This is a genomic window from Flavobacterium sp. UBA5153 (assembly GCA_002413745.1).
GTDB lineage: Bacteria > Bacteroidota > Bacteroidia > Flavobacteriales > Flavobacteriaceae > Flavobacterium.
The window spans coordinates 339,323-353,918 of record DHXP01000073.1; the positions used below are offsets into that span (position 1 = coordinate 339,323).

The following is a 14,596-nucleotide window of genomic DNA, read 5'->3' on the forward strand; positions in this document are numbered from 1 at the left end:
ATAAATTATGAATGAAATAAAAATATTTTGCCCTGCAACAATCGCTAATCTTTCCTGTGGATTTGATGTTCTGGGACTTTGCTTGACCACTGCGGGTGACGAAATGATTATTCGAAAATCCGATGTAAAAGGCGTTCGCATTACTAAAATCGTGGGAGCTGATTTGCCATTGGAAACCGAAAACAACGTAGCTGGTGTTGCTGCTTTAGCAATGTTGGAAGAATACGAAAGAGAATTTGCCCCGATAGCTATCGGGATTGAAATAGAAATCTACAAACACATCAAAGCCGGAAGCGGAATCGGAAGTAGTGCCGCTAGTTCTGCCGGAGCCGTTTTTGGAATTAACGAATTGCTTGGTCAACCTTTCACCCGAAAAGAATTGGTGAAATTTGCGATGCAGGGCGAAAAATTAGCCAGTGGCAACGCCCACGCTGACAATGTCGCCCCTTGCCTTTTGGGTGGTTTTACTTTGGTAAGATGTTCCAACCCATTGGATATCATCAAAATCGAAAGCCCAGAAGAATTGTATGCGACCGTCGTTCATCCTCAAATTGAGTTGAAAACTTCGGATGCGCGTTCGGTATTGAAACAAACCGTTTCCCTAAAAAGCGCGATTACACAATGGGGAAATGTGGGCGGATTAATAGCCGGACTTTATACCAAGGATTACGAATTGATTGGTCGTTCCTTACACGACGAAATCGTGGAACCGCTGCGAAGCGTTCTGATTCCCGGATTTGACTCGATCAAGAAAGCTGCATATGAAAATGGAGCATTGGGTTCCGGAATTTCAGGTTCTGGCCCATCCATTTTTGCTTTGAGCAAAGGAAAGGAAACCGCCGATAAAGTCGCCGCCGCCATGAGTGCCATATATGACGAAATAAAATTGCCTTATGAAATTCACGTTTCGAAAGTGAATGAAGAAGGAATAAGTATAATAAAATAACAATAAACCGATTGCTTTGCTTCATGCTTCGCAACGCCTCGCAATGACAATAAAATGAAATACTACAGTTTAAACCATAATGCACCCAAAGTTTCTTTTGAAGAAGCCGTAATACAAGGACTGGCAATCGACAAAGGATTGTATTTTCCGGAATCTATAACTCCATTAAATCCTGATTTTTTTTCAACTATCGAAAATTTGAGCAACGAAGAAATTGCTTTCGAAGCCATAAAGCAGTTTGTGGGAGACGAAATTCCAGACGAAACTTTAAAACAAATCATTGCCGAAACCTTGTGTTTCGATTTCCCGACTGTGAAAGTTGAGGATAGTATTTACGCACTGGAATTGTATCACGGGCCAACAATGGCTTTTAAGGATGTTGGCGCACGATTTATGTCACGTTGCTTGGCTTATTTTAACAAAGACAAAAAAGACAGTACAAACACGGTTCTCGTGGCGACTTCTGGCGATACCGGTGGCGCTGTTGCCAGTGGCTTTCTGGGCGTTCAAGGCGTGGAAGTTATCATTTTATATCCTTCGGAAAAAGTGAGCGACATTCAGGAACGACAATTGACGACTTTGGGTCAAAACATAAAAGCGCTTGAAGTGGATGGCGTTTTTGACGATTGCCAAGATATGGTCAAAAAAGCGTTTTTGGACGAAAGTCTAAAACATAAAAACCTGACTTCGGCTAACTCAATCAATATTGCGCGCTGGTTGCCTCAAATGTTCTATTTTTTCTTTGCTTACAAGCAACTGAAATCCCAAAATAAAGCGTTGGTTTTTTCTTGTCCGAGTGGCAATTTCGGGAATATTTGCGCCGGAATTATGGCGAAAAAATTAGGTTTGCCAATCGAACATTTTGTGGCTTCAACCAATGTGAATGATACCGTACCACGATTTTTAGAAAAAGGAAATTACGATCCAAAACCGTCCAAAGCAACGATTTCAAACGCAATGGACGTTGGGAATCCAAGCAATTTCATTCGCATCCAGGAAATGTACAACAACGATTTGGAGCAGTTCAAAAAGGATTTTTCTTCTTTTTCTTTTACCGATGCCGAAACTTTGAGCGCCATGAAATCTATCTATAAAGCAGATGGTTACATCGCAGAACCTCACGGTGCAGTGGGTTATTTGGGATTGAAAAAAGAATTGCAAAATCATAAAAATTCGATTGGAATTTTCTTGGAAACGGCACATCCCATCAAGTTTTTGGATGTGGTTGAACCGGCATTAAACATAAAACTTCCCATTCCTGCACAAATAGAAAGCGTGTTGCACAAAGAAAAAGTGAGCATAAAGATTAAGAGTTACGAAGAATTGAAAGCGTTTCTGGGATAAATAAAACTCTGATAAAAAAGATACTGCAGATTCGCAGATTTTATAACTTTTAAAATCTGCGAATCTGCGGTTTTTTTGTGCTTGTGGTACCAAACCAGATTGCTTAAATTTCACTTGCAAAGAAAACGCTACAATTTATTAAACTTAAACTTTTGTCCTCCAATCGATGCCTCATACATAAGTCCACCTTTCTGCATCGTGAACACCATAACACCATTAGTATACTTTACATTCGCTGAGGCACCTTCAGTCACGGCTACTGCCGAAGCTTGGGCGGCAAACTCGAATCGGCTATCTTTAAACCGTTCCAATTCCTCTTTAGACTCAAAAAATATTACCTCACGATACGCTTGTCCACCTGCCTGAAATCCTATGCTCAATTGCGACAACTTTGCCATACCTATTATATTGTTATGTACATAGACAACCCCGTTACCGGCTGCTCCACCAATGCCGATTCCTCCCTTGCCAACATTGGGAAAGATAACATAGCCGGACGCTTTTTCAAAAAGGCCTTTCATAAGGGGATCCTTTTTAATGAACTCAGCCTTTGCTGTATGGCTGTCAGCAATAATTTTATTCTTTTTAGCTCTAGATTGACCTAATATTGGCGTTGTATTAATTACACAGGCCATCACAATTACCAAAATAATTTTTAAATTTTTCATGTGTTCCATATATTTAATTGTTGTAAAATTTATTACTTTAAAGATAACACAAATTTCTTATATAACAATAAAAACATCTGATTATCAGTATCATAAATATTTGTTTTATCGATTTATAACGTAATTATACCCCGAACGCTCGGAGTGTGCTGTGAATGAATAACGACTGCGAGTGTTATTCAATGCTGTATAAAAGATGGAAGTAGGTCTTCCGCAATCGTTGTGCAAGCGAGGGTTGCAAACCACCTCTCGGTGCTGGAATAGTAATAGACTGGTATTGAACGGAAAGAGGAAAAGGCTAACCAGATTGGTCAGGTAAGAATAAGAGAGATGAACGCAAGTAAACCTTCGATGAAGTTGTGTGATATCGGAACATTTTGTCAAAAGCCTATTTTTCCGAGAATGGGTGATAATTATAGCGGGAACTTGCTTACTGGCTATAAGGCAAACGCAATAAAGGAGGCATGACTCTTATTCAGGCTTTTATACGGAACTCAGGAAGTCCTTGCTAGATGACAAGAGAACGGCACAAGTGGGAAGTACCCATAAGGCTTATAGTATCGATGCTAGTAAGGATGGCGGATGATGTTGTAGTAGCGATGAAACTTTTGTAATGAGAGTGGAGCCAAGAACATCAATCATACAGTTGTTGGTAGATTAACAACTTAAACATTTAAGGATGACTAATTTATTTACGACAGAATCAAAACAAATTCCGATAACCAAAAAGATGGTTAAGGAAGCATACTGCAAAGTAAATTCTAACAAAGGGAGTGCAGGAGTTGATAAAGAAAGCTTGGAAAAATTTCAAGAAAATTTACTCAACAATTTGTACAAAATTTGGAACAGAATGAGCTCGGGCAGTTATTTTTCTCAACCAGTCAAGGAGGTTGTCATTCCCAAAGCAGGCGGAGGCGAACGAAAGTTGGGCATCCCGACCATCAGCGACCGCATCGCCCAAGAGGTAGTTAAAACCTATCTTGAACCGAGGTTAGAAGCCGTATTTAGTAAAAACTCGTATGGCTATCGACCAGGCAAGAGCGCACACGATGCTTTGCAAAAGGTTAGAGAAAATGTAAGGCATTATTCTTGGGTTATCGATATGGACATCAAGGCCTTTTTTGACGAGGTAAATCACGAATTATTGCTCAAAGCAGTAGATAAACACGTTTCAGAAAAATGGGTGCGAATGTACATTGAGAGATGGTTGGTATGTCCCATTCAAACTTCAAAAGGCGAACTAATCCAGAAGAAAGGAGAAGGAACGCCACAAGGAGGCGTTATAAGTCCGTTACTGGCTAATCTATTTTTGCATTATGTTTTAGACAAATGGCTTGAAAAAGAATATCCACAATTATCATTTGTAAGATATGCAGATGATGTGATTGTGCATTGTCACAGCGAAAGTCAAAGTCAGGAAGTATTAAAAGCAATTAAGAATAGATTAGAAAAGTGTAAACTGCGATTAAGCGAGCAAAAGACTAAAATAGTTCATTGTCAGGCTTATAATAGAACTAGGCATAAGAATTATCCAAAGAAATTTGACTTTTTAGGCTTTACTTTCAAACCTAGACCCAAAGCCACAAAAGAGGGCAGGATGTTTTTAGGTTATGATTGTGAGATAAGTCAGAAATCACAAACACGGATAGTCCAAAAGTGGAAAGACCTAAAGTTTCATAAGCAAAGTAACATAGTAATACAAGATATTGCCAACAAACTTCGTTTACAAACAATAGGAATTGCTCGGTATTATGGCTATTTTAAAGTTTGGACAGTGCAACGATTATTTAGGAATTTGGAAAATCGATTAGCAAAATGGGTAAGGAATAAATATAAGTCGATGAAGAGTAGTTATAGTAAAGCATACAAGTGGCTAAAGTCAATAAGAATTGATTATCCAACATTGTTTTACCATTGGCAACTCTTTAAAACAATATGATTCGTATGATAAGAGCCGTATGAAGCGAGAGTTTCACGTACGGTTCTGTGAGAGGCTTGAGATGAAATACTCTTGCCTACTTGACTATATAAAGCGGAAACGCCACTCATTTCCTCAGAGGGAAGACACAAACAACAACTGCAATGAAATGCCATTTTGTTGTCCTTTTTTTTACCTTTGAACAATTGGTCAATGTGTTTTAAAAGTGAGGTTAAAAATAGGATGCTTTAACTTATTCTGGCAATTCACATTCCTTTAAAAAAATCAAAGCCAGAACCCAGGAATATATATTACTTATGATTACAAAAGCAACACTAGAAGACGTTTCAACCTTAAATAAATTGATAAATTCAGCCTATCGGGGTGAATCCTCCAAAAAAGGATGGACCACCGAAGCCAACCTATTAGAAGGAAGCAGAACCACCGAAAAAGAACTAACTGAAATCATTCAAGACCAAAAAAACACCATTCTAAAATTTACGGAGAATAACCGAATTATAGGTTCTGTATTGTTAATTGAAAAAGAGCATCAATTGTATCTAGGAATGCTAACGGTTTCACCAGAATTGCAAAATAGTGGTGTTGGAAAAAAATTGTTGCAACAGGCTGAAATTCACGCTTCGGCATTAGGCTTAACTAAAATTATTATGACAGTGATTTCAGTTCGTGAGGAACTTATTTCTTGGTACAAACGCAACGGTTATGTAGCTACGGGAGCAAGAGAACCATTCCCGGTGGGCGACGTTCATATTCCAATCTCCAATCACCCTTTGGAATTTATCGTATTAGAAAAAAGGATTCAATAGTTGTCAAAAAAACCTTTGTCAAAGTTTTGGACAAAGGTTAGAATTTTAAATCTATTTCACCCATTTAAACTCAAATACACTTTTCCAAAATTTGTTGATTTTTTGTTTGACGGGTTTATTATTTAAAAACCTGGGTACAATTATAATTTTATCCCGTAGGGATTACATATTGGTAGCTTTATCGAGTATTCCTGACATTTGTCCCGTCAGGGACTAAACCAATTTAGAGTAAATATATAGTCCCTGACGAGAGAAAATAAAAGAATCGCATTTTTTTTCTACCAACATAAAATCCATACGTAAAAATAAATCATTGAAAATCAAATAATTAGATTGATTATTGTTATTGTTTTTTTGAATTAGGTTTGAATTTTATTTATCTTTACTATTACAATTGCAGTACTATAAAATTGTAATTACTTATGCATCCTCATTCAAAAAAGAACTTGAAAGATAATTTAAATAGGATATATCATGAATGAAGTAATCAAAACAATATACGAAAGAAGAGCTGTTCGTAAATATACTGACCAAACTGTAAACACAGCCATTATCGAAAAATTATTGGATGCAGGAAGAATGGCACCTTCGGCAATTAATAAACAACCATGGAAATTTTATATTGTCACTTCAAAAGAAGATATTAAATTATTTTCCGGCGAAATTGCTAAAGAAGGCATGAAAAGTATAACCGATATGAGCTTAAAAAAAGTGGCTAAAGCAGTAGTTTCGGGTATAACACACTTATCCCATGGCATTGATTTTCTAACAACCAAAGACCCTGTTTTTTATGGAGCTCCTGTAGTTATTTTTATAACTTCTCCAAAAGAAAACGAATGGGCAGGTCTTGATATCGGCATGTGTTCCCAAAACATAATGTTAGCGGCGAAATCTTTAGGTTTAGATAGTTGCCCGATTGGTTTTGGGAAATTTGTCGAAAAAACCAAAGATTATTCAAAACTGAATATACCCGAAACTGAACAAGTACAAATTGCAATTATCATTGGATATGGAAAAGAAAATCCTGAAATTCATGAAAGAAAAAAAGATAATGTTTTTTGGGTATGATCAAATAAGAGAGAATTGAAATAGGAAGCAATTGGCGGATAAGAACAATATAACAAGAAGTGCTAATCCATATTCTCCAAACTCAAATATGCTTTTCCAATATTCGCAATAATATCCGAAGCTATAAACGACTGATAGCCTGTTTCGGGTAAGGCGATGTCGGCAGTCAATCCGTGGAGGTAAACGCCGAGAACGGCAGCGTCAATGGGTTCGTAAGATTGTGCGAGCAAACTCGTAATCATTCCCGTTAAAACGTCTCCGGTTCCGGCTGTTGCCAAGGCGGCGTTTCCTGTCGTATTTTCGTAAATGGTTTCGCCGTCAATGATGAAGGTTGGCGCGCCTTTCATCACGATTATTAGATGATGCAGGGTAGAAAAAGCGATAGTTTTTTCGAATTTCTCGGCATTTGAATTCCATTTTCCAATGAGTCGTTCCAATTCTTTTGGGTGTGGCGTGAGAATGGTTTTATCGGGTAACAACGAAATCCATTGCTTGTTTTGGGAGAGAATATTCAGCGCATCAGCATCGATGACCAAAGGCGTTTTGTCATTGACCAGAAATTCGTGAAGCGCATTTTGGGTTTCCAACTCCTGCCCGATTCCGGGTCCAATTCCGATGGCTTGCGGCATAAAATCGAATTCAATTTTCGAAATGTATTCTTCCTCAACATCCGTTACAACCATCACTTCCGGATTGGCAGTTTGCAGGATTTCATACCCACATCGCGGAATAAACGCCGTGACCAACCCGCAGCCGGTTTTCAAACAAGCCTTGGAGGATAAAGCCATCGCTCCTATTTTGCCATAACTGCCGCCTATTAACAAGGCGTGTCCTTGAATGCCTTTGTGGGTGTGTTTGTCAATGGGCTTGTACCGTTTGAGGATTGCTGTCTTGTGGATGTGAATTGGATTTTTCATTGCGTTTGTTTGCATAAAGTTACAAATTTTAAATGATTGTCCGTTTTTGACGCTATTCTATTTTTCGCTGCAGATTATATTGATTATTTTAAGGTTTTCCCCACCTAATGCAACTTGTTAATAACTAATGATTTATTATTTGTATTAATTAGTTTTATGTAAGTAAAATCACTAGTTTTGATTGACTATTGATGTAACAGTTCAATAACGTAAAGATGTTACTATTTTAGGTGGATTGGAGCTATTGTATAGCGTATATATACGAGTTGGCGGTCAGTTTGGAGAACCGAAACTACTATCAGATTTTTTTGAATAATAATAAAGCCTAGATAAAATGTTTGAAAGCATAATAAATTGGATAATGGTTAACAAAGATTCGTTAATAAGTAACGTTTTAGTTAGTTCGGCATTTTTAGGAATTGGTAGATTATGGATTCTGAAAAGAAAAATTCCAAAAATACTAAAAACACTCAAAAATATTAAAGTTATAAAATATTTAGGGTTTATAGTTGTATATATCTTACCACTTGGTACAATTGTTTGGATGATTGTTGACAAAACAAACGAACCAACTTTTAAAAACATCGCTTTATTCATAATAATTTGTGTTACTTTAGTTTATAATATTTTAATGAATAGTATTATTTCTATTTACGAACTGATGCATCAAATAATCGAAGCTAATTCAAAAAAGTTTTCTGAAATTGATTCGTACGCAGGAAGAGTAAATTCAGCAATAAAAGAAATTAGAAAAGAATAAAACAGAACCGCCAACAGCTGTTTTGAGCTAGCTGGAATTTAGTGGAATTATTGTTTCGCATCATAATTCTGCAAAACCAAAAACTGAAAGGTTACTAATTTTCAGCCATCTCAAAGCAGCGTAGACATTAGCAGAAATCTTAGAACTCAGCATAAAAATGATATGAATTGGAAAAAAATTAATGAAATTTTAAATCTATCTGATAAATCAGAAATTTATTATAATTCTGGTTTTAAATTATGGCAAGAAAATTTTTTGGATCCCGACCCCGCGGATTTGCAATCCGTGCCCATAATCACAAGAAAAAACAAAAAAGCCCCACAATCCTTAACTTATTGTGGGGCTTTTTGATTGTAAGATGGCTCCCGTTCCTCGCAATGACAGATTGCAAGAAGCGGGACATGAGCGAAGCGAACTGGCGAAGCAAATAGCTCCCAAAAACACTTTGCCACTCAAAATAAAATCAATAAATTAGCCACTTCAATTTTTACACAAAACCTACAATGAAAAATACTGCGCTTACGCACATACACGAGAGTTTGGGAGCCAAAATGCTTCCGTTTGCCGGATACAATATGCCTATTTTATATGAAGGCGTGAATGCTGAACACGAAGTGGTTCGCAACAGCGTGGGCGTTTTTGACGTTTCCCATATGGGCGAATTCCTGTTGACGGGACCCAATGCCTTGGCCTTGATTCAGAAAGTGACTTCGAATGATGCGTCGACTTTGACAATTGGCAGAGCGCAATATTCTTGTTTACCCAACAATGACGGTGGTATCGTTGACGATTTGATTGTTTACAAAATGAAAGACGAGCAATATTTATTGGTCGTAAATGCTTCGAATATTGATAAAGATTGGGATTGGATTTCTTCGCACAATGATTTGGGCGTGGATATGAAAAACCTTTCGGAGGATTATTCTTTATTGGCGATACAAGGACCCAAAGCGGTTGAAGCGATGCAATCGTTATCTTCCATCGATTTGTCGGCGATTCAATATTATCATTTTGAAGTGGCTGATTTTGCGGGAATCGACAACGTGATCATCTCGGCTACGGGTTATACCGGTTCCGGAGGTTTCGAGATTTATTGCAAAAATTCGGAAGTAGAAACTATTTGGAATAAAGTTTTTGAAGCTGGTGCTGCCTTTGGAATCAAACCAATTGGTCTTGCCGCTCGGGATACTTTGCGTTTGGAAATGGGATTTTGCTTGTACGGAAATGACATCAACGACACCACTTCTCCATTGGAAGCAGGTTTGGGTTGGATCACCAAATTCACCAAGGAATTCACCAATTCCGAGAACTTGAAAAAGCAAAAAGAAGCAGGTGTTTCCAAAAAATTAGTGGCTTTCGAAATGCAGGAACGTTCGGTTCCAAGACACGATTATGAAATTGTGGATGCATCGGGAAATCACATAGGAATCGTAACTTCGGGAACGATGTCGCCATCAATGAATGTTGGAATTGGATTGGGATACGTGACTACAGAAAACAGTGCCATTGGAAGCGAAATTTTCATCAGAATCCGAAAAAATGATGTTCCTGCTAAAGTGGTAAAATTGCCTTTTTACAAGAAATAAAATCATTTGGAAAAATAACTAATAACTGTATTTTTGCAGTTCAAAATATAATCAGAAATGGGAAGAGCGTTCGAATTTAGAAAAGGAAGAAAAATGAAACGTTGGTCGGCAATGGCCAAAGCATTTACCAGAATTGGGAAAGATATTGTAATGGCTGTGAAGGAAGGTGGACCAAATCCCGATGCGAATTCAAGATTAAGAGCCGTTATCCAGAATTCAAAGGCAGTAAATATGCCCAAAGAAAATGTGGAACGCGCCATTAAAAAAGCAACCGACAAAGATACCGCCAACTATAAAGAAGTTTTATTTGAAGGTTATGCACCACACGGAATCGCACTTCTGGTTGAAACTGCCACCGACAACAACAACAGAACTGTTGCTAACGTGAGAAGCTATTTCAACAAATGCAACGGAACTATGGGAACGCAAGGTTCAGTAGAATTTATGTTTGACCATACGTGTAACTTTAGAATTCCTGCCAATGGAATTGATCCTGAAGAACTGGAATTGGAATTAATCGATTTTGGTGCCGAAGAGGTTTTTGAAGACGAAGACGGAATTTTGATCTACGCGCCTTTTGAAAGTTTTGGTACCATCCAAAAAGAATTGGAAAACCGAAAATTGGAAATCCTTTCTTCCGGTTTTGAAAGAATTCCACAAATCACAAAAAAACTGACTGAAGCCGAAGCTGCCGACGTGGAGAAACTAATCGAAAAATTGGAAGAAGACGAAGACGTGATGAACGTGTATCATACGATGGAAGAATAGAACCAAATTACATAGTTAGATTGCATAAAAAAACTCCATTCGCTAAAACGAGTGGAGTTTTTTTATCTTGGTACCTTGTACTAAATACTTGAGCCCTTACTTTATAAATTCAATTTTTTGCGCTTCTTCTTCATTGATACTGTCAAAGAAACCTTGTTCGTTCATCCAGTCATCGCTGAATACTTTGCTCATATAACGGGAACCGTGGTCAGGGAAAATGGCAATTACATTACTGTTTTCATCAAACTCTCCTTCTTCGGAATATTGTTTAATGGCTTGAAGAACCGCTCCAGAAGTATAACCTACAAACAAACCTTCTCTTCTTGCTAATTCTCTAGTTGCGTGCGCACTTTCTTCATCGGTAACTTTTATGAATTTATCGATAACATCGAAATCAGTAGCTGATGGAATCAAATTTTTTCCCAATCCTTCAATTCTATAAGGGTAAATTTCGTTGTTGTCGAACTCTTTTGTTTCGTGGTATTTTTTTAATACAGAACCAAATGCATCAACACCTAAAATCCTAATATTTGGATTTTGTTCTTTCAGGTATTTCGCAGTTCCAGAAATGGTTCCACCTGTTCCGCTACAAGCGATAAGATGCGTGATTTTACCGTTTGTCTGTTCCCAAATTTCCGGTCCTGTCGATTTATAATGCGCATCAACATTCAGTTGATTAAAGTATTGATTGATATAAACAGACCCTTTGGTCTCCTCATGTAATCGCTTGGCAACATTGTAATAAGAACGCTCATCATCAGCAGAAACGTGCGCTGGACAAACATATACTTTTGCTCCTAAACTACGAAGCATATCAATCTTGTCTTTAGAGGATTTTGAACTTACCGCCAAAATACAGTTATAACCTTTGATAATACTTACCATCGCTAAACTAAAGCCGGTATTTCCGGAAGTGGTTTCTATAATGGTATCACCAGGAGAAAGAATTCCCTTCTTTTCGGCTTCTTCAATTATGAATAAAGCTATTCTATCTTTGGTGGAATGACCAGGATTAAAAGCTTCTACTTTTGCGTAAAAATTTCCTTTTAATTCTTCGGTAACTCTATTTAGTTTAATAAGTGGTGTATTACCTATTAATTCTAAAATATTATTATAAGCGTTAATTTCTTCTTTCATAAAAAAATAGTTAATCAAGGACACTTTTTAATTTAACCTAAAATCCTTGCAAATTTAACAAAAAATTTTGAATTATTTTTCAATTTTTTCTAAATCTAACAAAAAACTGAATTCTTTTGCCAGTTCTTTAATTGCTTCAAACCTTCCCGAAGCACCTCCATGTCCTGCATCCATATTTGTGTCGAGAAATAAAATTGAATTATCTGTTTTCATACTTCTTAATTTAGCCACCCATTTAGCTGGCTCCCAGTACTGTACCTGTGAATCGTGCAAACCTGTCGCAATATACATATTGGGATAATTTTGTTTTTTGATATTATCATAAGGCGAGTAGGATGCCATATATTTGAAATATTTTTTAACATTTGGATTTCCCCATTCATCATATTCTCCAGTTGTTAATGGTATGGTTTCGTCCAGCATTGTCGTAATTACATCTACAAATGGAACTTGTGCAATGATTCCGTTATATAATTCTGGCGCTAAATTCACTATTACCCCCATCAATAATCCACCAGCAGAACCACCTTCGGCATACAAATGTTCTGGGGAAGTGTATTTTTGGTCAATTAGGAATTTGGAACAATCTATAAAATCAGTAAAAGTATTTTTCTTTTTCAACAATTTTCCGTGTTCATACCAATGCCTTCCCAAATCTTCTCCGCCTCGAATGTGCGCTACTGCGAAAATAAATCCTCTATCGAGCAACGTCAATCGGGTTGAGGAAAAAGTAGCGTCCATAGAATGTCCATACGAACCATAAGCATACAATAACAATGGATTCTTGCCGTCTTTTTTCAATCCTTTTCTGTAAACCATCGAAATAGGAATCTGCGTTCCATCTTTTCCGGTTGCCCAAAGTCGTTCTTCTGTGTAATTATTTTTGTCGAATTTTCCGCCAAGAACCTCTTGCTCTTTTTTGATTTCCTTAATTTTTGTTTTCATATTGAAATCAATAACAGAAGCAGGCGTTGCCATCGATTGATATGCATAACGCAAAATATCAGTCTCAAAATCCACGTTGGTTGTCGTGTAAGCCGTGTAAGTTTCGCTTTCGAAAGGTAAATAATATTCTCCTTCTCCACTCCAAGGCATTATGCGGATTTTATTCAACCCATTGAAACGTTCTTCGACTACCAAAAAGTTTTTGAAAATTTCGATGTCTTCCAACAAAACATCATCTCTATGCGGAATAACTTCAGTCCAATTTTCCTTGGAAGTTGCTGTTTCTAAAGTTTTCATCAACTTGAAATTCGTTGCTTTGTCCTTATTGGTCAAAATATAAAAACTATCGCCGTAATGATTGATGCTATATTCCAAACCTCGAACACGCTTTTGAAAAATCCTGAATTTTCCGTCGGGATTGTCGGCTTCCAATATTCGATATTCGGTTGTTAATGTGCTTTCAGCTTCAATCGCCAAATATTTTCTGGACTTAGATTTAGCAATTTCGACATTAAAAGTTTCATCTTTTTCATAATAAACCAATACATCGTCGGCTTGATTTGCTCCTAATTTATGTTTGAAAATTTTATCCGAACGCAAAGTGGTTTCATCCTGGCCAGAATAAAAAACAGTCTTGTTATCATTTGCCCATACCGCACTTCCGGTAACTTTCTCGATTTTATCAGAAAGGATTTTACCCGTTTCCAAGTTTTTTATTTGAATGGTATAAATCCTTCTTCCAACGGTATCCACAGAAAAACTGGCCAATTTATTGTCCGGGCTAATACTTAAACCTCCCAGTTGGAAATAAGAATGTCCTTTGGCCAATTTATTACAATCGAACAAAATTTCTTCTTTTGCCGAAAGGCTTTCTTTTTTTCTGGAATAAATGGGATAATTTTTTCCTTTTTCAAAACGGGTGATGTAGTAATAACCGTTGTATAAATAAGGTACTGATTCGTCGTCTTCCTTGATCCTGCCCTTCATTTCTTCAAACAATTCCTTTTGAAAGGCCTTGGTATGCGCAGTCATTTTTTTGTAATAGGCATTCTCCTTCTTGAGATAATCAATGACTTCAGGGTTTTCTCTGTCATTGAGCCAAAAATAATTGTCAATTCTCGCCTCACCGAATTTCTCCAGTGTTTTAGGGATTATTTTGGCAACTGGAGGTTTTATTTTTTCTGGCATATTTTGAGCTTTCAATTTATTGAAGATAATACAAAAATAGTACAAAGACTTCTTAGAATGAATCTATTTATCATTAAAAATTTAATTGAATATAACACTGCAATATAGTAATTTTGCATTACAAATTTTTAAAATTATACAAATGGATTTAATGGGAATGATGGGTAAATTGAAAGAAACCCAACGAAAAATAGAAGAAACAAAAAAAAGGTTGGATTCTGTTTTAATTGACGAACAAAGCAATGACGGTTTATTGAAGGTTACTTTGACAGCCAATGGAAAAATAAAATCCATCTCGATTGACAATGCCTTATTGGAAGACAAAGACCAACTGGAAGATTATTTGATAGTAACGTTAAACAAAGCCATCGAAAAAGCGGCTAAAGTAAATCAAGCCGAATTGGATGCTGTCGCAAAAGTCGATATGCCAATGATTCCAGGACTGGACGAAATGTTTAAATAACGTTTTTGAACCAAAAAATAAACCGTAAAGTAACCTATTAACCTGAATTCGATTAATATTA

13 protein-coding genes are annotated in these 14,596 nt (G+C 36.9%); 9 read left to right on the plus strand and 4 right to left on the minus strand.

The genetic code is table 11. The annotated features are described in order from the left end of the window. Window positions 1–7: 7 nt before the first annotated feature. Together B2145_RS15910 and thrC are read left to right on the plus strand one after the other, a co-directional pair. Window positions 8–946: a homoserine kinase gene (locus tag B2145_RS15910; protein WP_291104458.1), complete on the plus strand. Its 939-nt coding sequence runs from the start codon at window positions 8–10 to the stop codon at window positions 944–946. A 54-nt stretch (window positions 947–1,000) separates the two neighbouring features. Further along, on the plus strand, window positions 1,001–2,290 hold the full coding sequence (gene thrC / locus B2145_RS15915) for a threonine synthase (RefSeq protein ID WP_291104460.1): 1,290 nt from the start codon (window positions 1,001–1,003) through the stop codon (window positions 2,288–2,290). A 128-nt stretch (window positions 2,291–2,418) separates the two neighbouring features. On the opposite strand, the gene B2145_RS15920 is transcribed toward thrC, so the two are convergent. Beyond that, entirely contained in the window at window positions 2,419–2,958 is a 540-nt protein-coding gene (locus B2145_RS15920; protein WP_291104463.1) for a YSC84-related protein, read from the minus strand. A 679-nt stretch (window positions 2,959–3,637) separates the two neighbouring features. Here B2145_RS15920 and ltrA point away from each other — a divergent pair. The 3 genes from ltrA (at window position 3,638) to B2145_RS15935 (ending at window position 6,771) form a co-directional block, all read left to right on the plus strand. After that, entirely contained in the window at window positions 3,638–4,897 is a 1,260-nt protein-coding gene (ltrA, locus tag B2145_RS15925) for a group II intron reverse transcriptase/maturase (RefSeq protein WP_291104466.1), read from the plus strand. Window positions 4,898–5,193: 296 nt separating this feature from the next. Next, entirely contained in the window at window positions 5,194–5,703 is a 510-nt protein-coding gene (locus B2145_RS15930; RefSeq protein WP_291104469.1) for a GNAT family N-acetyltransferase, read from the plus strand. A 474-nt stretch (window positions 5,704–6,177) separates the two neighbouring features. Then, complete coding sequence (locus B2145_RS15935; protein ID WP_291104473.1) at window positions 6,178–6,771, plus strand: nitroreductase; 594 nt, start codon at window positions 6,178–6,180, stop codon at window positions 6,769–6,771. A gap of 62 nt (window positions 6,772–6,833) precedes the next feature. Here B2145_RS15935 and B2145_RS15940 read toward each other — a convergent pair whose 3' ends face one another. Further along, on the minus strand, window positions 6,834–7,688 hold the full coding sequence (locus tag B2145_RS15940; RefSeq protein WP_414654636.1) for an NAD(P)H-hydrate dehydratase: 855 nt from the start codon (window positions 7,686–7,688) through the stop codon (window positions 6,834–6,836). A 334-nt stretch (window positions 7,689–8,022) separates the two neighbouring features. Here B2145_RS15940 and B2145_RS15945 point away from each other — a divergent pair, with 334 nt between their 5' ends. From B2145_RS15945 to B2145_RS15955, 3 genes are all read left to right on the plus strand, one after another. Beyond that, window positions 8,023–8,448: a hypothetical protein gene (locus tag B2145_RS15945; protein ID WP_291104479.1), complete on the plus strand. Its 426-nt coding sequence runs from the start codon at window positions 8,023–8,025 to the stop codon at window positions 8,446–8,448. A 503-nt stretch (window positions 8,449–8,951) separates the two neighbouring features. Further along, the gene (gcvT, locus tag B2145_RS15950) at window positions 8,952–10,034 is read left to right on the plus strand and encodes a glycine cleavage system aminomethyltransferase GcvT (protein ID WP_291104482.1); all 1,083 of its coding nucleotides are present in this window, start codon (window positions 8,952–8,954) and stop codon (window positions 10,032–10,034) included. 57 nt (window positions 10,035–10,091) lie between these two features. After that, window positions 10,092–10,802 (plus strand): YebC/PmpR family DNA-binding transcriptional regulator, encoded by a 711-nt coding sequence (locus B2145_RS15955; protein WP_291104485.1) that lies wholly within the window; start codon window positions 10,092–10,094, stop codon window positions 10,800–10,802. A gap of 96 nt (window positions 10,803–10,898) precedes the next feature. Here B2145_RS15955 and B2145_RS15960 read toward each other — a convergent pair whose 3' ends face one another. Continuing rightward, window positions 10,899–11,939, minus strand: coding sequence for a PLP-dependent cysteine synthase family protein (locus tag B2145_RS15960; protein WP_291104488.1), 1,041 nt, complete (start codon window positions 11,937–11,939; stop codon window positions 10,899–10,901). Between the two features lie 72 nt (window positions 11,940–12,011). Next, window positions 12,012–14,072, minus strand: coding sequence for a S9 family peptidase (locus B2145_RS15965; RefSeq protein ID WP_291104491.1), 2,061 nt, complete (start codon window positions 14,070–14,072; stop codon window positions 12,012–12,014). A gap of 142 nt (window positions 14,073–14,214) precedes the next feature. Between B2145_RS15965 and B2145_RS15970 the strand changes: the two genes are divergently transcribed. Beyond that, window positions 14,215–14,535, plus strand: coding sequence for a YbaB/EbfC family nucleoid-associated protein (locus tag B2145_RS15970; protein WP_291104494.1), 321 nt, complete (start codon window positions 14,215–14,217; stop codon window positions 14,533–14,535). The last annotated feature ends 61 nt before the right edge of the window (window positions 14,536–14,596 follow it).

Excerpts from the sequence above, each read along its gene's own strand:
- thrC (WP_291104460.1), top strand. The coding sequence starts at position 1,001 with ATGAAATACTACAGTTTAAACCATAATGCACCCAAAGTTTCTTTTGAA.
- B2145_RS15955 (WP_291104485.1), top strand. The coding sequence starts at position 10,092 with ATGGGAAGAGCGTTCGAATTTAGAAAAGGAAGAAAAATGAAACGTTGG.
- B2145_RS15965 (WP_291104491.1), bottom strand. The coding sequence starts at position 14,072 with ATGCCAGAAAAAATAAAACCTCCAGTTGCCAAAATAATCCCTAAAACA.
- gcvT (WP_291104482.1), top strand. The coding sequence starts at position 8,952 with ATGAAAAATACTGCGCTTACGCACATACACGAGAGTTTGGGAGCCAAA.
- B2145_RS15945 (WP_291104479.1), top strand. The coding sequence starts at position 8,023 with ATGTTTGAAAGCATAATAAATTGGATAATGGTTAACAAAGATTCGTTA.
- B2145_RS15930 (WP_291104469.1), top strand. The coding sequence starts at position 5,194 with ATGATTACAAAAGCAACACTAGAAGACGTTTCAACCTTAAATAAATTG.
- B2145_RS15935 (WP_291104473.1), top strand. The coding sequence starts at position 6,178 with ATGAATGAAGTAATCAAAACAATATACGAAAGAAGAGCTGTTCGTAAA.
- B2145_RS15970 (WP_291104494.1), top strand. The coding sequence starts at position 14,215 with ATGGATTTAATGGGAATGATGGGTAAATTGAAAGAAACCCAACGAAAA.
- B2145_RS15910 (WP_291104458.1), top strand. The coding sequence starts at position 8 with ATGAATGAAATAAAAATATTTTGCCCTGCAACAATCGCTAATCTTTCC.
- B2145_RS15920 (WP_291104463.1), bottom strand. The coding sequence starts at position 2,958 with ATGAAAAATTTAAAAATTATTTTGGTAATTGTGATGGCCTGTGTAATT.
- B2145_RS15960 (WP_291104488.1), bottom strand. The coding sequence starts at position 11,939 with ATGAAAGAAGAAATTAACGCTTATAATAATATTTTAGAATTAATAGGT.
- ltrA (WP_291104466.1), top strand. The coding sequence starts at position 3,638 with ATGACTAATTTATTTACGACAGAATCAAAACAAATTCCGATAACCAAA.
- B2145_RS15940 (WP_414654636.1), bottom strand. The coding sequence starts at position 7,688 with ATGAAAAATCCAATTCACATCCACAAGACAGCAATCCTCAAACGGTAC.